Annotated in this window: 18 protein-coding genes; 13 read left to right on the forward strand and 5 right to left on the reverse strand. The window is 72.7% G+C overall.

All coding sequences use genetic code 11. The annotated features are described in order from the left end of the window. Nucleotides 1–35: 35 nt before the first annotated feature. Nucleotides 36–341, reverse strand: coding sequence for a DUF1989 domain-containing protein (locus HF577_RS25005; RefSeq protein WP_169398393.1), 306 nt, complete (start codon nucleotides 339–341; stop codon nucleotides 36–38). Nucleotides 342–792: 451 nt separating this feature from the next. On the opposite strand from HF577_RS25005, the gene HF577_RS25010 reads away from it, so the two are divergent. From HF577_RS25010 to HF577_RS25030, 5 genes are read left to right on the forward strand one after another with little or no spacing between them, the layout of a single operon-like run. Continuing rightward, on the forward strand, nucleotides 793–1,833 hold the full coding sequence (locus HF577_RS25010) for an ABC transporter substrate-binding protein (RefSeq protein ID WP_312859367.1): 1,041 nt from the start codon (nucleotides 793–795) through the stop codon (nucleotides 1,831–1,833). Next, complete coding sequence (locus HF577_RS25015; protein WP_169398394.1) at nucleotides 1,830–2,618, forward strand: ABC transporter permease; 789 nt, start codon at nucleotides 1,830–1,832, stop codon at nucleotides 2,616–2,618. The genes HF577_RS25010 and HF577_RS25015 overlap by 4 nt, the downstream gene beginning before the upstream one ends. Further along, nucleotides 2,611–3,378 (forward strand): ABC transporter ATP-binding protein, encoded by a 768-nt coding sequence (locus tag HF577_RS25020; protein ID WP_169398395.1) that lies wholly within the window; start codon nucleotides 2,611–2,613, stop codon nucleotides 3,376–3,378. Before HF577_RS25015 ends, HF577_RS25020 begins: the two co-directional genes overlap by 8 nt. Nucleotides 3,379–3,408: 30 nt before the next feature. Beyond that, on the forward strand, nucleotides 3,409–3,663 hold the full coding sequence (locus HF577_RS25025) for a hypothetical protein (protein WP_169398396.1): 255 nt from the start codon (nucleotides 3,409–3,411) through the stop codon (nucleotides 3,661–3,663). Between the two features lie 37 nt (nucleotides 3,664–3,700). Beyond that, nucleotides 3,701–4,588 carry a dihydrodipicolinate synthase family protein gene (locus HF577_RS25030; RefSeq protein WP_169398397.1) on the forward strand — a complete coding sequence of 296 codons (888 nt, stop codon included), beginning with the start codon at nucleotides 3,701–3,703 and terminating at the stop codon, nucleotides 4,586–4,588. A gap of 73 nt (nucleotides 4,589–4,661) precedes the next feature. Here HF577_RS25030 and HF577_RS25035 read toward each other — a convergent pair whose 3' ends face one another. From HF577_RS25035 to HF577_RS25050, 4 genes are all read right to left on the reverse strand, one after another. Further along, a complete protein-coding gene (locus HF577_RS25035; RefSeq protein ID WP_169398398.1) occupies nucleotides 4,662–5,309 on the reverse strand; it encodes a LutC/YkgG family protein in 648 nt (215 codons plus the stop codon). Further along, nucleotides 5,306–6,775 carry a LutB/LldF family L-lactate oxidation iron-sulfur protein gene (locus tag HF577_RS25040; RefSeq protein ID WP_169398399.1) on the reverse strand — a complete coding sequence of 490 codons (1,470 nt, stop codon included), beginning with the start codon at nucleotides 6,773–6,775 and terminating at the stop codon, nucleotides 5,306–5,308. The genes HF577_RS25035 and HF577_RS25040 overlap by 4 nt, the downstream gene beginning before the upstream one ends. 85 nt (nucleotides 6,776–6,860) lie before the next feature. Beyond that, nucleotides 6,861–7,751 carry a (Fe-S)-binding protein gene (locus HF577_RS25045; RefSeq protein ID WP_169398400.1) on the reverse strand — a complete coding sequence of 297 codons (891 nt, stop codon included), beginning with the start codon at nucleotides 7,749–7,751 and terminating at the stop codon, nucleotides 6,861–6,863. Between the two features lie 19 nt (nucleotides 7,752–7,770). Then, the gene (locus HF577_RS25050) at nucleotides 7,771–8,787 is read right to left on the reverse strand and encodes a LacI family DNA-binding transcriptional regulator (RefSeq protein WP_169398401.1); all 1,017 of its coding nucleotides are present in this window, start codon (nucleotides 8,785–8,787) and stop codon (nucleotides 7,771–7,773) included. A 266-nt stretch (nucleotides 8,788–9,053) separates the two neighbouring features. On the opposite strand from HF577_RS25050, the gene HF577_RS25055 reads away from it, so the two are divergent. The 8 genes from HF577_RS25055 to HF577_RS25090 all read left to right on the forward strand — a co-directional run bounded on the left by HF577_RS25055 (nucleotide 9,054) and on the right by HF577_RS25090 (nucleotide 18,995). Next, the gene (locus HF577_RS25055) at nucleotides 9,054–10,568 is read left to right on the forward strand and encodes a sugar ABC transporter ATP-binding protein (RefSeq protein WP_169398402.1); all 1,515 of its coding nucleotides are present in this window, start codon (nucleotides 9,054–9,056) and stop codon (nucleotides 10,566–10,568) included. Further along, nucleotides 10,565–11,620, forward strand: coding sequence for an ABC transporter permease (locus HF577_RS25060; RefSeq protein ID WP_169398403.1), 1,056 nt, complete (start codon nucleotides 10,565–10,567; stop codon nucleotides 11,618–11,620). The genes HF577_RS25055 and HF577_RS25060 overlap by 4 nt, the downstream gene beginning before the upstream one ends. After that, a complete protein-coding gene (locus HF577_RS25065) occupies nucleotides 11,607–12,671 on the forward strand; it encodes an ABC transporter permease (RefSeq protein ID WP_211174799.1) in 1,065 nt (354 codons plus the stop codon). Before HF577_RS25060 ends, HF577_RS25065 begins: the two co-directional genes overlap by 14 nt. Nucleotides 12,672–12,684: 13 nt before the next feature. Further along, nucleotides 12,685–13,782: a rhamnose ABC transporter substrate-binding protein gene (gene rhaS, locus HF577_RS25070; protein ID WP_169398404.1), complete on the forward strand. Its 1,098-nt coding sequence runs from the start codon at nucleotides 12,685–12,687 to the stop codon at nucleotides 13,780–13,782. Nucleotides 13,783–13,815: 33 nt separating this feature from the next. After that, complete coding sequence (locus HF577_RS25075) at nucleotides 13,816–14,205, forward strand: L-rhamnose mutarotase (protein WP_169398405.1); 390 nt, start codon at nucleotides 13,816–13,818, stop codon at nucleotides 14,203–14,205. Then, complete coding sequence (gene rhaI, locus HF577_RS25080) at nucleotides 14,202–15,389, forward strand: L-rhamnose isomerase (protein ID WP_169398406.1); 1,188 nt, start codon at nucleotides 14,202–14,204, stop codon at nucleotides 15,387–15,389. Before HF577_RS25075 ends, rhaI begins: the two co-directional genes overlap by 4 nt. An 88-nt stretch (nucleotides 15,390–15,477) precedes the next feature. Then, nucleotides 15,478–17,514, forward strand: coding sequence for a bifunctional aldolase/short-chain dehydrogenase (locus HF577_RS25085; protein WP_169398407.1), 2,037 nt, complete (start codon nucleotides 15,478–15,480; stop codon nucleotides 17,512–17,514). 26 nt (nucleotides 17,515–17,540) lie between these two features. After that, nucleotides 17,541–18,995, forward strand: a complete 1,455-nt coding sequence (locus tag HF577_RS25090; protein WP_169398408.1) for an L-fucose/L-arabinose isomerase family protein — start codon at nucleotides 17,541–17,543, stop codon at nucleotides 18,993–18,995. Nucleotides 18,996–19,018 lie beyond the last annotated feature (23 nt).

Raw genomic sequence — 19,018 nt, forward strand, 5'->3', positions numbered from 1 at the left:
GGGTCAGGGCTCGGGGTGGGGGAGGACCTCGATCATCAGCGGTGACAGGGGCCCGCGTTGATCCCCACGATGTCCTGCGGGCAGGCGGAGACGACGACGGTGCAGTCCAGCACGGCCTCGAAGGTGATCGAGTCGCCCGGGGCCGTGGGGGCGGCCAACCAGCGCAGCTGCCCGTCGGGCTCGACCGGGATCCGCATGAAGACGTTGATCGGTTGCGGGGTCGGTCCGGCGTAGGCGTGCCCGACGGCCGCGAGGGCCTCCCGCAGGTTCTCGGCGCAGGAGCGGTGTCCGGCGGCCCCGAGCGCCGCGTACCGCTCGGGGTCGCACGCGGCGATGAGCATGTCGTGCTGCCCGGGCGACGTGTCCTGGGCGGTGTCGAGAGGCGCCCGACAGGATCACTGCCATTTCACCGGGCCGCGGGCGGGAAGGACCACACAGTGCGGCGGCCGCGGCAAGGGGTGATCCGGCTGTTCGACGCGGGTGCCGGTGGGCGATCGGCCGGCTCGTGCTCGAGTCGGTGATCACCGACGGGGCGCCGGTGTCGTTCGACCCGTGCTCAACGCCCGTCCGCGGGTCCGTCCGGCCCGGCTGCTCAGCGGACTACGTGAACGGGCCTATACGGGATCACGACGTGGACGTGACGCAGACCCCACTGCGCTGCGTCGGACGCCGTAGCCCCGTATCCTCGCCCCGACCCGCGGGAGCCCGCGTTCCGAGGCTGAGAGGGCGGCAGGATCGGCCGCCGACCGTTCGCACCTGACCCGGTTAGTACCGGCGTAGGGAGGAACCCTCGTGAGCGGCGTACGCCCGTATCGGCCCGCCATCGTCCTGTTCGCGGTGCTGGCGGTCCTGCTGGCCGGATGCGCCGGCACCGGGGGTGCCGGCGGGGCCACCCCGGCAGGCCTCCAGACGATCCGCGTCGCGCTGGACTGGACGCCGAACACCAACCACACCGGCCTCTACGTGGCGCAGCAGGAGGGCTGGTTCCGCGACGCCGGGCTGGACGTGCAGTTCCTCCCGTACAACAACACCTCGCCCGACACCCTCGTGTCGGCGGGCGCCGCCGACTTCGGCATCAGCTTCCAGGACTCGGTCACCTTCTCGAAGGCGGCGGGCGCGGACATCACGTCGGTGATGGCGATCCTGCAGCACTGGGCCACCAAGATCGCCGTGAAGGCCGACCGGAACGACATCAACTCCCCGAAGGACCTCGACGGCAAGACCTATGGCGGGTTCGGCGGGCCGGGCGAGGAGCCCAAGATGAAGGCCGTCATCCGCGACGCCGGGGGCAAGGGCGACTTCACCACCGTGGTACTGGGCACCTCGGCCTACGAGGCGCTCTACAACGGGCAGGTCGACTTCACCGAGCCGTTCATGGCGTGGGAAGGCATCGAGGCCGAGCTGCACAACCAGCCGCTCAAGACCTTCTCCTACACCGACTACGGCTTCCCCGACGCCTACAACGTGCTGCTGATCGGCAACAGCTCCTGGCTGCAGGCCCATCCCGACCTGGCCGCCAGGTTCGTGCAGGCGGCGCAGCGCGGCTACCAGCTCGGCGCCGACGACCCGGCCAAGGCCGCCCAGCTGCTGATGGACGCCAACCCCGGCGTGTTCACCGAGCCGGAGCTCGTGATGCGCAGCCAGCAGATGCTCAGCGAGCAGTACCTCCGTGACCCGTCCGGCAAGGTCGGTACGCAGACGCTGGACAAGTGGGCGGGCTTCTCGGGGTGGGTCTTCGACTCGGGCGCGCTGACCGGGCCCGACGGCAAGCCGCTCACCCAGCGGCCCGACTTCTCGACCTGGTTCACCGACCAGTACCTGGCGAAACCATGAGCGTGCGACGGACGGGCGGGCTGCGCACGGTCTCGGCGGTCGTGCCGTCGCTCGTGCTCGTCGCGCTCGGGCTCGTGGCCTGGCAGTGGTACGTCACGGCGGCCGACGTCCGGCCGCAGATCCTGCCCTCGCCGCTGCGGGTGGCCACCCAGGGCTGGGCGTTCCGCGAGCAGCTCTGGGCGAACACCCTGCCGACGCTGCAGGTCACGGCCGTCGGGTTCGGGGTGTCGCTGGCGCTGGGCTGGGCGCTGGCGGTGGCCGTGGACTTCTCCCCGTGGCTGCGCCGCGCCCTCACCCCGCTGCTGGTGGCGTCCCAGACCCTGCCGATCATCGCGATCGCGCCGCTGCTGATCATCTGGTTCGGCTTCGGGCTGCTGCCCAAGGTGCTGGTGATCGCGCTCGTCACGTTCTTCCCGATCGCCGTCGGGCTGATCGAGGGGTTCGCCGCCACCGACCGGCAGGCCACCAACCTGCTGCGCAGCATGGGCGCGTCGCGGTGGAAGCAGTTCCGCTACGTGCGGCTGCCCGGGGCGATGCCCTCGTTCTTCACGGCGTTGCGCATCGGCATCACCTACGCGGTCACCGGCGCGATCTTCGCCGAGTACGTCGGCGCCACGGCCGGGCTCGGGATCTTCATGAGCCTGCAGAAGAACTCCTTCCGCACCGACCTGGTGCTCGCCGCGGTGGTGGTGACGGCGCTGCTGTCGGTCACGCTGTTCGTGCTCACCTACCTCGTCCAGCGGCTGGTGATCCCCTGGCACGGGAAGGAGCGCCGCCGTGCCTGAGCCGGGCCACGAGACCAAGCTCCTGCTCGACGACCTCCGCAAGGTCTATCCCGGGCTGCCGGTGCTCGACGGGGTCACCTTCGACGTCGCGCCCGGCGAGTTCGTCTCCGTGATCGGGCCGAGCGGCTGCGGCAAGTCCACGCTGTTCAACGTGATCGCGGGCCTGGAGCGCCCCGACTCCGGGCGCGTGCTCGTCGACGGCGACGACGCGACGGGGCACGTCGAGCCGTTTGCCTACATGCCCCAGCAGGACCTGCTCTTCCCGTGGCGCACCGTGCTGGACAACACGACGCTGGGCCTGGAGGTGGCCGGGATGTCGCGGCGGGCCGCCCGGGAGCGGGCCCGGCCGCTGTTCGCCGAGTTCGGCCTGGACGGGTTCGAGTCGGCCCACCCCTACGAGCTGTCGGGCGGGATGCGGCAGCGGGCGGCCCTGCTGCGCACGGTGGTGCAGGACCGCGCGGTACTGCTGCTCGACGAGCCGTTCGGCGCGCTGGACTCGCTCACCCGCACGGACATGCAGACCTGGCTCGACGGCGTGCGCGGCCGTTTCGGCTGGACGGTCCTGCTGATCACCCACGACATCCGGGAGGCGGTGTTCCTGTCCGACCGTGTGGTGGTGCTCGGGCCGCGGCCCACCCGCGTGCAGCGCGAGGTGACCGTCGACCTGCCCCGGCCCCGCGACATCGGGCTGATCACCTCGGCGGAGTTCGCGGCCATCGAGGAGGAGTTGCTCACGGTGCTGCGGGACCGGTCCCGGTGAACCACAGGACGCCCTCGTAGCATGCCGGGAGTGCGACTGACCCGTAGCGCCCGCAAGCACGGGGTCGCTGCCGACGACATCCGCCGGGTGCTCGCCGCGCCGCTGCGCACCGTCGTGCAGGGCGAGGTCGAACTGCACATCGGTCTGACGGACGGCCGCGACCTGATCGAGGTGGTGGTGGCACCAGGGGACCCCGTGATCGTGCTGCACGCGATGCGGCTGCGACCGGCGAACTACCGGTACCTCACCTGGCAGGCCCCGGCCCGTTCCGGCGGGTCGGGGTAGCACCACCGGGGAGCACGTCCCGATTACAGTCGCGGGCATGCCCGCTCACACTCCCCGCGCCGACGTGCTGGCCGCGGTCCCCGCGCTCGTGGACGAGTCAGGTGAGATCGACACCGCGGCCAACCGGGCGTTGCTCACCGGGTTGGTGGGCCGCGTGGACGGCGTCTTCGTCGCCGGCACGACCGGCGAGTTCCCGGCCCTGCACCGCGCCGAGCGCCGGGAGCTCGTCGGCCTCGCGCTGGAGATCTTCGGCCCGGACCGGGTGGTGGCCCACATCGGAGCAGCGGCCACCCGGGACGCGGTCACGCTCGCCCGCGACGCCGTCGCCCTCGGGGCGTCCCGGCTTGCGGCGATCACGCCGTACTACCTGGCCGTCGACACCGACGCGGTCACGCGGCACTTCGCGGCGATCACCGCCGCCGCCGGGGACGCCGTGGTGTACGGCTACCTGTTCCCCGACCGGACCGGCGTCGCGGCGGATGCCGAGGAGTTCGCGCGGACGGCGGCGGAGACCGGGCTCGCCGGTGCGAAGCTGAGCGGGGCCGCGGCCGGTCTGCTGGCCGAGTTCGTGGCGGCCCTGCCGCCCGGCACCCCGCTGTGGACCGGCCACGACTCCGCGCTCGCCGCAGCCGTCCGGGCCGGGGGCCGGGGCGTCGTCTCGGGGCTCTCCTCCGCGTTCCCGGCGCCGCTGGCCGCGCTCGCGGACGCCGTCGCCCGTGGGGACGCCGAGGCCGAGCGCACGGCCCAGGCCGAGGCCGACGAGGTGGCCGCCACGCTCGCCGGCAGCCCGGAGGCGATCAAGTACGCCCTGGCCCGCCAGGGCATCGGCACCGAGGTCATGCGGATGCCCGCGCCGCTGGTGAGCGCCGAGCGGCGGGACCGCATCGACCGCCTGGTGGCGGCCGTCGGCGCCCCCGTGGCCTGACCCGTCGCAGGTTTCTTGATCGCCGCGAGATCCTCCGATCGGCCCCCACAGGGCGGAAACATGGATCTCGCAGCTAGGCCGAGGTGGTCGGGGCGTCGGTCAGCACCACGATCAGTGTCCGGGGGCCGTGCACGCCCTCCACGCGCTCCAGCTCGATGTCGCTGGTGGCCGACGGGCCGCTGATGAACGTGATCGGGTGCGGCGGGTGCAGGGCGGCCACCAGTTCCGGCACGGTCTGCACCACCTGGTCGGCACGCACCACGCAGACGTGCACGTCGGGCACGAGGGTGAGCGCCCGGCGCCCCTGGTCGGGGGAGCCGTCCAGGGCGATCGTGCCGGTGGTGGCGCACGCCGCCGCGCAGGCGGTGACCACGGCGGCGGACGCGTCGAGGTCGGCGGGGGAGAGGGTGCCCACCCCGTCGGCGCCGTCGACGACGGCGCCGGGCACCCAGTCGTCCGGCAGGCCGGGCGGCACCACGACGGGCCCCGTGAGCTGCGCCAGCGCGCCGCGGATCGCGGCCGGCACGCCGTCGGCGGGGGCGTCGATCACCGTGGCCTTGTAGTCGACGAGCCGGTCGCGGAACAGCGCGAGCACCTCGGGTGCGCCGGGCGGGTGATCGCCGCTGCGGTGGTAGTCGCGCGGGACGTCCGGTGGCGGCGGGGCGCCCGCCCCGCGGTTGGCCTCCCGGATGCGGGCCAGCACGTCCTCCCGGGCGCTCATGACGTGCCCCGCTCGCGGGCCCACCACTCGCGGAAGGTCTCCGCAGGCGGACGTGGGGCGTCCCGGCTCCCCGTCCAGGCGGACAGGGGTGGCGGCAGCGTCGAGATCCGGCCGGCGGAGCGGCCGAGCAGGCGGCCGAGCCGGGACGCCTTCTCGGCGGCGGCGAACCGCCCGGGCGAGGACATCAGCCACGACGCAGCCGCCATCGACAGGGCCTCCGCGCTCGGGACCGAGCGGGCGCGCTGGGCGTCGACGTGCTGGGCCCGCAGCCGCACCAGCAGCGACGGGATGTCGATCCGCACGGGGCAGGCGTCGAAGCACGCCCCGCACAGGCTCGACGCGTAGGGCAGCGACGCGTTGTCCTCCACGCCGGTGAGCTGCGGCGAGAGCACCGCGCCGATGGGCCCGGGGTACACCGAGCCGTACGCGTGCCCGCCCGTGCGCTCGTACACCGGGCACACGTTGAGGCAGGCCGAGCACCGGATGCAGTGCAGGGCGGCGCGGCCCACCTCGTCGGCCAGCGTCGCGGTGCGCCCGTTGTCGAGCAGGACGAGGTGGAAGGTCTGCGGCCCGTCGCCGGGGGTCACCCCGGTCCACGCTGAGGTGTAGGGGTTCATCCGCTCGCCGGTGGAGCTGCGGGGGAGCAGCTGCAGGAACACCTCGAGGTCCTGCCAGGTGGGCACGACCTTCTCGATGCCCATCACCGTGATCAGCGTCTCCGGCAGCGTGAGGCACATCCGCCCGTTGCCCTCGGACTCCACCACGAGCAGCGTGCCGGTGTCGGCCACCCCGAAGTTGGCCCCGGAGATCGCCACCTTCGCGCGCAGGAACCGCTCCCGCAGGAACGCCCGCGCGGCCATCGCGAGCCGGCGCGGTTCGGAGGTCAGCGCCGGGTCGACGCCGGGCATCTCGCGCAGGAAGATCTCGCGGATCTCCGCGCGGTTGCGGTGGATCGCCGGCACCAGGATGTGGCTGGGCTGGTCATGCCCGAGCTGGACGATCAGCTCGGCGAGGTCGGTCTCGTGCGCGGCGATCCCGGCGGCCTCGAGCGCCTCGTTGAGCCCGATCTCCTGGGTGGCCATCGACTTGACCTTGACGACCTCGGTCTCGCCCGTCTCCTGCACCAGCCGGGTGACGATGGCGTTGGCGTCGTTGGCGTCGCGGGCCCAGTGCACCACGCCGCCGCGGGCGGTGACCTCCCGTTCCAGGCGCTCGAGGTGCTCGTCGAGACGCGCCATGGTGGCGGTCTTGAGTGCCTCGCCCGCCAGCCGCAGCTGCTCCCAGTCGGGAAGCTCCGCCACGACCGACGCGCGCTTGGTGCGGATGACGCGGGTGGCGTGCCCGAGGTTGCGCCGCAGCTGGGAGTCGGCCAGCGCGCCGCGGGCGGCGTCCGGGAACGACTGCGTGCCCCGCAGGTGGCCGACCCCGGGCGGGGCGACGGCCGGCATGCCCAGGTTCGTGCTCATCGCTCGACCTCGCTGCGCTCGGTCGGCCCATCGGAAGACGGCACGGCGCGGAGGCGCTGTGTCGATGATTCACTCGCAAGCTCGTTCATCGCTCTCCCTCGCTGCGCTCGGTCGGCTGCGCTTCGCGGAGGCGCTGTGTCGATGACTCGCTCGCAAACTCGACTCGTTGCTCACCCACGGTGTGCTCGGCCGGTGCGTCGAGCTGGCGCGGTGCCAGCGTCTCGCTCGCGAGCTCAGTGGTGGCTCCGACCTCCGTGCCGGCCAGGATCTCGGCGAGGTGGACCGTGCGCGTCCCGCTGCGCAGCCGCGACAGCCCGCCGCCGATGTGCATGAGGCACGACGCGTCGCCCGCCGTGGTGACCTCGGCGCCGGTGTCCAGGACGTTGCGCATCTTGTCGGCGAGCATGGCGGTGGACGTGTCGGCGTTCTTGATCGCGAACGTGCCGCCGAAGCCGCAGCACTGCTCGGCCTCGGGCAGCTCCAGCAGTGTCATGCCCCGCACGTGGCGCAGGAGCCGCAGCGGCTTGTCGCCCACCCGCAGCATGCGCAGGGAGTGGCAGGTGGGGTGGTAGGTGACGCGGTGCGGGTAGTAGGCGCCGACGTCCTCCACACCGAGCACGTCCACCAGCAGCTCCGACAGCTCGTAGGTGCGCGCACCCACCCGCTCCGCCCGTTCGGCCAGCGCGCCGTCACCGCCCCCGCGGGCGACCATCGCGTGCTGGTGGCGCACGGAGCCGACGCACGAGCCGGACGGCGCGACGATCACGTCGTAGGGCTCGAACACCTCCACGTGGTGGCGCACCAGCGGCAGCGCCTCGCGCTGGTAGCCGGTGTTGACGTGCATCTGCCCGCAGCAGGTCTGCGCCGCGGGGAAGACGACCTCGTGGCCCAACCGCTCGAGCAGCGTGACCGTGGCCCGGCCGACCTGCGGGTACAGGGCGTCGGCCAGGCACGTCACGAACAGGGCGATCCTCATGCGCTCTCCCTACTCCACCTCAGGCCACAGTGCTCGATCGCAGGGGCCCGAGCCCGGTGGACGCCCGCACCACCAGCTCCGGAGCGAACACCACCTGCTGGTGCTCGTGTCCGTCCGGGCTGCGGGCCTCGGCGAGGAGCAGCTCGGCTGCGGTCCGTCCGAGCCGGTGGCGCGGCTGCGCCACCGACGTCAGGGGAACCGCGGCGGCCTCGGCGAACTCGATGTCGTCGTAGCCGACGATCGCGAGGTCCTCGGGCACCCGCAGGCCGAGCCGCACCATCTGCTGCAGCAGCCCGAGCGCGAGCAGGTCGTTGGCACAGAACGCCGCCGTGGGGCGGCGCGCGGCGGGGAGCCCGGCGATCCGTTCCCCGGCGCGGCGGCCCTGGGCGACGTCGAGCCGGGCGGTCTCCAGCACGGTCAGCTCCCCGGTGCCGGCGCGGGCGACCGCCCGTTCGGCCCCGGTGATGCGGTCGCGCACCTGCCCGATCGTGCGTGGGCCGCCGACGAAGGCGATCCGGCGGTGGCCGCTGTCGAGCAGGTGGGTGACCGCGAGGTCGCCGCCGAGCAGGTCGTCCACGGTGACCGAGCAGTGCCCGGGGCCTGCGGCGCGGTCCACGACCACGACCGGGGTGCCGCGTGCGGCCAGTGCGCCGATCCGCGGGTCGGCGGCGTCGACCGGGGTGATGAGCACGCCCTCGACGCGTTGCTGTTCGAGCAGGTCGAGGTAGGCGGCCTGGCGCTCGCGGTCCTCGCCGCTGTTGCACAGGAAGAGCGCGAGCCCGGCGGCGTCGGCGGCCTCCTGCACCCCGCGTGCGACGTCGGTGAAGAACGGGTTGGTGGCGTCGAGCACGACGTAGGCCAGCGTGCGGCTGCCCCCGCCCCGCAGCTGGCGCGCCGACTCGTTGCGCACGAAGCCCAGCTCGGCGATGGACGCGAGCACGCGCTTGCGGGTGCGCTCGCTCACCAGCTCCGGCCGGTTCAGCACGTTGGAGACCGTGCCCAGCGAGACGCGGGCGTGGGCCGCCACGTCCTTCATGCTGGGCGTGCTCGATCCCGCCACCACGTTGTCAGCTCCGATCCTCGACCTTGCTGCGCGCAGCATGCCGTGCGCTTCTGAAACGTACAAGTGCGGCAGGCCGGGGTCAGTCGGGTGGTCCGCAAGCCGGACGGGTGAGGAGAACCGGCCGGATGTGAACAGCCGCTTGTACTGGCGGTTCGGTCTTGACACCCTCTTGCTGACGGTCGTACGGTCGCCCGGCTCACGTTTTGAAACGTTTCACCAACGACGTTGGAGGGGGCCGCATGGCGAGCCCAGAGCCGGGCAGGCCACTGCTCGCGGTGCGCTCGGTGGCGAAGTCCTTCGGCGCCGTGTCCGCCGTCCGGGACGTGTCCTTCCCCCTGTACGGCGGCGAGGTGCACGCGCTGGTGGGCGAGAACGGCGCAGGCAAGTCGACGATCGTCAAGATGCTCGCCGGGCTGCACCGCCCCGACTCGGGAACCATCGAGCTCGACGGGCAGCCGGTGGAGCTGCACTCGCCCGCCGACGCGCTGGCCGCCGGCATCGCGGTGATCTACCAGGAGCCGACGCTCTTCCCGGACCTGTCGGTGGCCGAGAACATCTTCATGGGCCGCCAGCCGCTGCGCTCGGGGCGCCGGATCGACCGCCGCGCGATGAACGCCCGCGCCGCCGCCTACTTCACCCAGCTGGGGGTGGCCATCGACCCCGACCGGCCCGCCCGCGGCCTGTCCATCGCCGACCAGCAGATCGTCGAGATCGCCAAGGCACTCTCGCTCGACGCCCGCGTGATCGTGATGGACGAGCCGACCGCCGCGCTCACCGGCGTGGAGGTGAAGCGCCTGTTCGCCGTGGCCGAGTCGCTGCGCGCGGGCGGTGCGGCGCTGCTGTTCATCTCCCACCGCTTCGAGGAGATCACGGCCCTGTGCCGGCGCGTCACGATCATGCGCGACGGGGCCCACGTCTCCACCGACCCGATCGACGAGCTGACCGTGGACGAGATGGTGCGCCGGATGGTCGGCAGGCCGCTGGACACCCTCTTCCCGAAGCACGACGTCGTCCCGGGGGACGTCGTGCTCGAGGTGGAGGGCCTCACCCGCGCCGGGGTCTTCGCCGACGTGTCGTTCCAGGTGCGCGCCGGCGAGATCGTCGCGCTCGCCGGCCTGGTCGGGGCCGGGCGCTCGGAGGTGGTGCAGGCCGTGTTCGGCGTGGACCCGCGGGACTCCGGCGAGGTGCGGGTCGACGGGAAGTCGCTGCGCGGCGGGTCGCCCGCCGCGGCCATGCGCGCCGGCGTCGCGCTCGTGCCGGAGGACCGCAGGCAGCAGGGCCTCGTCCTCGACGCCTCGATCGAGCGCAACATCACCTCCACCCGCCTGGGCAGCCTCGCGAAGCTCGGCCTGCTCGTCGGGGGAGCGGAGCGGCGCTTCGCCCGCGACTGGGCGGCGCGCCTGCAGACGAAGTACTCCCACCTGACCGACCCCGTCGGCCGGCTCTCCGGTGGCAACCAGCAGAAGGTCGTGCTGGCCAAGTGGCTCTCCACGCAGCCGCGCGTGCTGATCGTCGACGAGCCCACCCGCGGCATCGACGTCGGCACCAAGGCCGAGGTGCACCGGCTGCTGTCGGACCTCGCCGCCGACGGCGTCGCCATCGTGATGGTGTCCTCCGAGCTGCCCGAGGTGCTCGGCATGGCCGACCGCGTGCTCGTGATGCGCGAGGGCGAGCTGGTGGCCGAGCTGCCGCGCGCGGAGGCCACCGAGCAGACCGTCATGTTCGCGGCCACCGGGCAGGGGGCCGCGGCATGACCACCGCACCGCCCACGTCCACCGGTCCGGCGCCGTCCGTCGAGCACGACAAGGCCGCCGAGTCGCGCGTCGGGCTCATCCTGCGGGCCCGCGAGCTCGGCATCGTCCTCGCGCTCGCCGCGCTCGTGGTGGTCACGGCCGTGGTCAACCCCCGGTTCCTCTCCGGGCAGAGCATCCGCGACCTCGTGCTGGCCGCGGCGATCATCGTCGTGCTCGCCGTCGGGCAGGCCGTCGTCGTGATCACCCGCAACATCGACCTCTCGGTCGGCTCCGTGCTCGGGCTCTCCGCGTTCGCGGTGGGGTCGCTGCTACAGGCGGCTCCCGGCGTGCCGGTGGTGGTCGCGCTGCTGGTCGGGCTGGCCTTCGGGGCGGTCTGCGGCCTCGTCAACGGCGTGCTCGTGCGATTCGGGAACGTCCCCGCGCTGGTCGTCACGCTCGGCACGCTCTACGTCTACCGCGGGATCGGCTTCTTCTGGGCGGGCGGGCAGCAGATCAACGCCGACAAGCTGCCGCCCGGGTTCCTGGCCTTCGGCACCGCGGGAGTGCTCGGGGTGCCGTGGCTCATCATCATCGCGCTCGTCGTGGTGCTCGTGGCCGGGCTCTACCTGCGCACCTACCGCAGCGGGCGGGAGCTCTACGCGATGGGCTCCAACCCCGAGGCCGCGCGGCTGGCCGGGATCCCGGTCGGGCGCCGCACCCTGGCCGCGTTCGTGGTGAGCGGCGCGCTCGCCGGACTCGCCGGGGTGCTGTTCGCCGCCCGGTTCGGCACGATCGACGCCTCCGCGGGCACCGGCATGGAGCTCAACGTCGTCGCCGCCGTCGTGGTCGGTGGGGTCGCCGTCTTCGGGGGCAGCGGCACGATCTGGGGCGCCGCGATCGGCGCGCTCCTGCTCACCACCATCGGCAGCGCGCTACCCGTGCTCGGCATCGACCAGTTCTGGCAGCAGGCCATCGTCGGGGCGCTGATCCTGCTCGCCATCGGCACCGACCGGGTGGTGGCCGCCCGCATCGCCGCCTCGCTGCGCCGGAGGGAATCCCATGTCGTCTCCTGACCTGTCCCCCCGGCGCCTGCTCGGCAGGCTCACCTCCTGGGACGCCGCGATCATCGGCGTGCTGATCCTGTTCGTGATCATCGCGTCGTTCACGGTCGACAACTTCGCGTCGAGCCGCAACTTCTCCTTCCTGGTGCTCGACCTCGCACCGATCGCCCTGATGGCCCTGCCGATGACCCTGATCATCGTCACCGGGGAGATCGACCTCTCGGTGGCGAGCACGCTCGGGCTCGCCAGCGCCGTGATGGGCGCTATGTGGGAGGGCGGCCTCCCGATCGAGACGATCATCCCGGTCTGCGTGCTCCTCGGCGCGGTGCTCGGTGCAGTGAACGGCACCTTCGTCACCGTGTTCGGGCTGCCGTCGCTGGCGGTCACGATCGGCACCCTGGCGCTCTACCGCGGCCTCGCGTTCGTCGTGCTCGGCGACCGCGCCGTGGCCGAGTTCCCCGCGAGCTACACCGACCTGGTCACCGGCCGCATCGGCGACACGGGCATCCCGCTGCTGCTCATCCCGCTCGTCGTGCTCGGGCTCGTCTTCGCGGTCGTGCTGCACGTGACCCCGTTCGGCCGCTCGCTGTTCGCCATCGGCGCCAACGCCGAGGCCGCCCGGTTCTCCGGCACCCGCGTCACGCGCGTCAAGTTCTGGCTCTACGTCGTCAGCGGAGCCGTCGCGGCGCTCGCGGGCGTGCTGTGGACGCTGCGCTACTCCAGCGCCCGCGCCGACAACGGCACCGGCCTCGAACTGGCCGTCGTCGCGGCGGTGCTGCTCGGCGGGGTCTCGATCTTCGGCGGCCGGGGCACCCTCTGGGGGGTCATCGCCGGTGCGCTCCTGCTCACCTCGCTGCAGAACGCGTTGCGCCTGGCCGACGTCTCCAACGAGGCGCTCAGCGTCGTCACCGGTCTGCTGCTCATCGTCTCCGTACTCGCGCCGAACCTGGCGAGCAACAGCCACGCCGCTCTGCGGCGGCGCCGGCGGCCCGACCCGCCGCCGCCCGCCTCCCCGAATCCCGACCCCGCACCGTCACCGACGCCGGCCGTCCGGTCCTCCTGAAAGGGAAACCACCATGTCCCTGCGCTCCACCAGACCGGGCTCCGTCCGCAGGCTCGCCCCTGTCGCGGTCGGGCTCGTGCTCGCCGTCGGCATCTCGGCCTGCGGCGGCACCACCCGCGACTCGTCCGCCGGTGACACCAGCGGCTCCACCGGCGCCGCGGCGGCCACGGCCAACCCGGACGCGCCGATCCGCGAGGGACTCAAGATCGCCTTCCTGCCCAAGCAGCTGAACAACCCGTACTCCGACATCGAGGCGGGCGGCGGCCAGACTGCCGTCACGGAGCTCAAGGGCGACTACAAGCTCGTCGGCCCCAACGACGCGAGCGCGTCGTCGCAGGTCAGCTACATCAACACGCTCATCCAGCAGCAGCAGGACGTCATCGGCATCGCCGCCAACGACCCGAATGCGGTGTGCCCGTCGCTCAACCAGGCCCGCGACGCCGGCATCAAGGTCGTCGCGTTCGACTCCGACGCCGCGAAGCAGTGCCGCGACGTCTTCGTCAACCAGGCCACCACGCAGGGCATCGGCGAGACGCTCGTGAAGATGACCCACGACCTCACCGGCGGTCAGGGCGACATCGCGATCCTGTCCGCCACCCCGAACGCGACCAACCAGAACGCCTGGATCGCGGTGGTGCAGGAGGAGCTCAAGAAGCCCGAGAACGCCGGCATGAAGCTGGTGGCCACCGTGTACGGCAACGACGACGACCAGAAGTCGTTCCAGGAGGCCCAGGGCCTGCTGCAGACCTACCCGAACCTGAAGGCGATCGTCTCGCCCACCACGGTCGGCATCGCCGCGACCGCGCGGTACGTCTCCAGCTCCAGCTACAAGGGCAAGGTCGCGGTCACCGGGCTGGGCACGCCCAACCAGATGCGGGAGTTCGTCAAGGACGGCACCGTGTCGCAGTTCGCGCTCTGGAACCCCGCCGACATCGGCTACCTCGCGGGCTACGCCGGGGCCGCTCTCGCCTCGGGACAGATCACCGGCAAGCAGGGCGAGACGTTCACCGCGGGCAAGCTCGGCAAGTACACGATCGGCGCCGACGGCGAGATCGTCCTCGGCCCGCCCACGGTGTTCAACGCCCAGAACATCGACCAGTTCAACTTCTGACACCCGCATCCCGGCCACGAGGAGGACCGCCCGGTGCCGCGCTACTGCTTCCAGCTCCAGGTCCGGCCCGACCGGCTGGACGAGTACCGGGAGCGTCACCGGGCGGTGTGGCCGGACATGCTCGTCGCGCTGCGCGACACCGGCTGGCGCAACTACTCGCTGCACCTGCGGTCCGACGGGCTGCTCATCGGTTACGTCGAGGCCGACGACCTCGCCGCCGCCCAGCAGGCGATGGCGGCCACCGAGGTGAACGCGCGGTGGCAGGCCGAGATGCAGCAGTTCTTCACCGGGCTCGACGGCCGCGGCCCGGACGAGGGCTTCCTCCTGCTCGACGAGATCTTCCACCTCGAGGACCAACTCGCTCACCACGGCAACCCCGCGCCCACCCCCGCGCGCCGTTCCGGATCGGAGACCACACCATGACCAGCACCGCCAGCCGTCCCGCCGTCGCGGACGGGGTGAAGCAGGGGCTGGCGCAGCTCCGGATCGAGACCCCGTCCTGGGGCTACGCCAACTCCGGCACCCGGTTCAAGGTCTTCGCGCAGCCCGGCGTGCCGCGCTCGCCCGAGGAGAAGATCGCGGACGCCGCCGTGGTGCACCGCCTCACCGGCGCCGCACCCAGCGTCGCGCTGCACATCCCGTGGGACCGCGTGGACGACTACGCCGCACTGGCCGCGTACGCCACCGACCAGGGTGTCGCGCTCGGCACGATCAACGCCAACGTCTTCCAGGACGACGACTACAAGCTCGGCAGCGTCACCAACCCCGACCCGCGGGTGCGGCGCAAGGCGATCGACCACCTGCTCGAGTGCGTCGACATCATGGACGCCACGGGCTCGCGCGACCTCAAGCTGTGGTTCTCCGACGGCACCAACTACCCGGGCCAGGACAGCATCCGGGCCCGGCAGGACCGGCTCACCGAGGCACTGCGGGAGACCTACGACCGGCTGGGCGAGAGCCAGCGGCTCATCCTGGAGTACAAGCTCTTCGAGCCGGCGTTCTACACCACCGACGTGCCGGACTGGGGCACGGCGTTCGCGCACTGCCTCGAACTGGGCCCCCGTGCGCAGGTCTGCATCGACACCGGCCACCACGCCCCGGGCACGAACATCGAGTTCATCGTGGCGTTCCTGCTGCGGGCCGGGAAGCTCGGTGCGTTCGACTTCAACTCGCGCTTCTACGCCGACGACGACCTGATGGTGGGCGCGGCGGACCCGTTCCAGCTCTTCCGGATCCTGCACGAGATCGTGCAGGGCGGCGCGCTAGATCCGGCGCTGGGGATCGCGTACATGCTCGACCAGTGCCACAACATCGAGACGAAGATCCCGGCGATCATCCGCTCGGTGATGAACGTGCAGGAGGCCACCGCGAAGGCCCTGCTCGTGGACGCCGACGCGCTCGCCGCTGCCCAGCGCTCGGGTGACGTGCTCGCGGCCAACGCCGTGCTGATGGACGCCTACAACACCGACGTCCGGCCGCTGCTCGCGCAGCTGCGCGAGGAGTCCGGCCTCGACCCCGACCCGATCGCCGCCTACCACCGCTCCGGCTACCAGCAGCAGATCGAGCGGGACCGGGTCGGCGGCCGGCAGGCGGGCTGGGGCGCATAGCCCCGCCTGGTTGCAGCAAAGCCACTTTGCGGCAACCAGGTTGCATGAAAGTGGCTTTGCTGCAACCCCGTCGACCCCGGAAGGGACCATGACTCACCCCACCGTCCAGGCGCTCCTCGCTCGGAGCAACCGGCTGGGCGCCGACCCGACCACCACCAACTACGCGGGTGGCAACACCTCCGCCAAGGGCACCGCCGACGACCCGGTGACCGGCCGGCCCGTCGACCTCATGTGGGTCAAGGGCTCGGGGGGAGACCTCGGCACCCTCACCGAGCCGGGACTCTCGGTGCTGCGCCTTGACCGGCTGCGCGCGCTCGTCGACGTCTACCCCGGCGTCGAGCGCGAGGACGAGATGGTCGCCGCGTTCGACTACTGCGCCCACGGCAAGGGCGGCGCGGCGCCGTCGATCGACACGGCGATGCACGGCCTCGTCGACGCCGACCACGTCGACCACCTGCACCCCGACGCCGGCATCGCGATCGCCACCGCCGCCGACGGCGAGGCGCTCACGAAGGAGATCTTCGGCGACCGGGTCGTGTGGGTGTCGTGGCGGCGCCCGGGCTTCCAGCTCGGGCTCGACATCGCCGCGGTCAAGCGGGCCAACCCGCAGGCGGTCGGGGTGATCCTCGGCGGGCACGGCATCACCGCATGGGGTGCCACCAGCGAGGAGTGCGAGGCCAACTCCCTCGACATCATCGCCACCGCCACCCGCTACCTCGACGAGCGCGGGGCCGCGGAGCCGTTCGGCGCCGTCCGGCCCGGGTACGCGCCGCTGCCCGACGCCGAGCGCCGGGCGCGGGCCGCGGCGCTGGCCCCGGTGGTCCGCGGGCTCGCCTCCACCGACCGCCGCCAGGTCGGCCACTTCACCGACAGCGCCGCGGTGCTCGACTTCCTCGCGCGCGAGAAGCTGGAGCCCCTCGCCGCGCTCGGGACGTCCTGCCCCGACCACTTCCTGCGCACGAAGGTCCGGCCGCTGGTGCTGGACCTGCCCCCGTCGGCACCGCTGGACGAGGCGATCGCGCGGCTGCGCGAGCTGCACGCCGCCTACCGCGAGGACTACCGCGCCTACTACGAGCGGCACGCCACGCCCGACAGCCCGGCGATGCGCGGTGCCGACCCCGCGATCGTGCTCGTGCCCGGCGTCGGCATGTTCAGCTTCGGCGCCGACAAGCAGACCGCCCGCGTGGCGGGCGAGTTCTACGTCAACGCGATCAACGTGATGCGCGGAGCCGAGGCCGTCTCCACCTACGCGCCCATCCCGGAGGCGGAGAAGTTCCGCATCGAGTACTGGGCCCTCGAAGAGGCCAAGCTCGCGCGGCGGCCGAAGCCGAAGCCGCTCGCCGGCCGGGTGGCGTTCGTGACGGGGGCGGGTTCCGGCATCGGCCGGGCCATCGCGGTCCGACTCGCGGCAGAGGGCGCGTGCGTCGTGGTCGCCGACCGGGACGCCGAGTCCGCGGCCACCGTGGCCGCCGAGCTCGGCACCACCGACGTCGCGGTGCCGGTCACGGCCGACGTCACCTCCGCCGACGCGGTGGCCGCTGCCGTCGACGCGGCCGCGCTGGCGTTCGGCGGGGTCGATCTCGTGGTGAACAACGCCGGGCTGTCGATCTCGAAGCCACTGCTGGAGACCACCGATGCCGACTGGGACCTCCAGCACGACGTCATGGCCAAGGGCTCGTTCCTCGTCGCCCGCACGGCCGCGCGCGCGATGATCGCGCAGGGCATGGGCGGCGACGTCGTCTACATCGCCAGCAAGAACGGGGTCTTCGCCGGCCCCAACAACGTGGCGTACGGGGCGGCCAAGGCCGACCAGGCCCACCAGGTCCGGCTGCTCGCCGCCGAGCTCGGCGAGCACGGCATCAAGGTCAACGGCGTCAACCCGGACGGCGTCGTGCGCGGGTCGGGGATCTTCGCGGGCGGCTGGGGCGCGCAGCGCGCCGCGGTCTACGGCGTGCCGGAGGAGAAGCTCGGCGAGTTCTACGCGCAGCGCACGCTGCTCAAGCGGGAGGTGCTGCCCGAGCACGTCGCCGCCGCGGTGTTCGTGCTCACCGGCGGCGACCTCTCCCACACCACCGGCCTGCACGTCCCCGTCGACGCCGGCGTCGCCGCGGCCTTCCTGCGCTGACGCAGGCCGACCCAGGAGGAGATGTCATGACCTCGGTGCTCGAGACCCCCACCGGGCTCGTGCGGACCACCCCGCGCTGCACCACCGTCGGGCTCGTGGCCGGCGGGCTCGGCGCGTACTGGCCGCAGTTCCCCGACCTGCTCCCGCAGCTACGGCGGTCGGCCGAGCGCGTGTCGGAGCGCCTGCGGGGGCTCGGCGACGAGGTGGACGTGGTCGACGTCGGCTTCATCTCCGACGCGCAGGAGGGCGCGGTGGCCGCGGAGAAGCTGCGGGTCGCCGGCTGCGATCTCATCGTCGGCTTCCTGACCACCTACATGACGGCCTCCATGCTGGTGCCGGTCGCGCAGCGCAGCGGGGCGCCGGTCCTGCTGATCAACCTGCAGCCCACGGCACGGATGGACCACGCCACCTTCGACACCGGAGCCTGGCTGGCCTACTGCGGGGCCTGCCCGCTGCCGGAGATGGCCAACGCGTTCGACCGCGCGGGCGTCGACTTCCGGTCGGTGTCGGGCCACCTGGAGGACGAGCGCGCGTGGGCACGGATCGCCCGGTGGGTCACGGCGGCCGGGGTGCGCGGGGTGCTGCGCCACGGGCGGCACGGGCTCATGGGCCACCTCTACCCGGGCATGCTCGACGTCGCCACGGACCTCACGTCGGTGTCGGCGCAGCTCGGCGGTCACGTCGAGGTGCTGGAGCTCGACGACCTGCGGGTGCGCGTCGAGGAGGTCACCGACGGGCAGGCCCAGGACCGGGTCGCGCTGGCCCGCGAGGTGTTCGACGTCGACGCCTCCGTCGAGCCCGCCGACCTGGAGTGGGGCGCGCGGGTCTCCGTCGGCCTCGACCGGCTCGTCGAGGACTTCGCGCTCGACTCGCTCGCCTACTACCACCGGGGCCTGAACGGGGAGCAGCACGAGACGCTCGGCGCCGGTCTCATCCTCGGTGCCTCGCTGCTCACCGCCCGCGGTGTGCCGACGGCGGGGGAGTACGAGCTGCGCAACTCGATCGCCATGCTCGTGATGGACCGCCTCGGTGCGGGTGGCTCGTTCACCGAGCTGCAGGCGCTGGACTTCGTCGACGGTGTGGTGGAGATGGGCCACGACGGCCCGGCGCACCTGGCGATCAGCGCGCGGCGGCCGTTGCTGCGCGGGCTCGGGGTGTACCACGGCAAGCGGGGCCGGGGGGTCTCCGTCGAGTTCGACGTCCGCCACGGGCCGGTCACCCTGTGCGGGCTCGGCCAGCGCCGGGACGGGCGGTACGTACTGGTGGCAGCGGAGGGAGAGGTGGTGGCCGGCCCGCTGCTCCAGATCGGGAACACCACCTCCCGGGTCGATTTCGGGGGCGACCCGGGAGAATGGACCGACGTCTGGAGCGCCTCGGGCGTCGACCACCACTGGGCTCTCGGCACGGGGCACCGGGTGCCCGACCTCGCCGCCGTGGCGGACCTGGTGGGCCTGGAGTTCGTCGAGGTGCGGCTCTGGTGAACGCACGCGTGGCCGCGGTCGAC

The sequence above is a fragment of the Pseudonocardia xinjiangensis genome (assembly GCF_012911925.1).
Lineage (GTDB): Bacteria > Actinomycetota > Actinomycetes > Mycobacteriales > Pseudonocardiaceae > Pseudonocardia > Pseudonocardia xinjiangensis.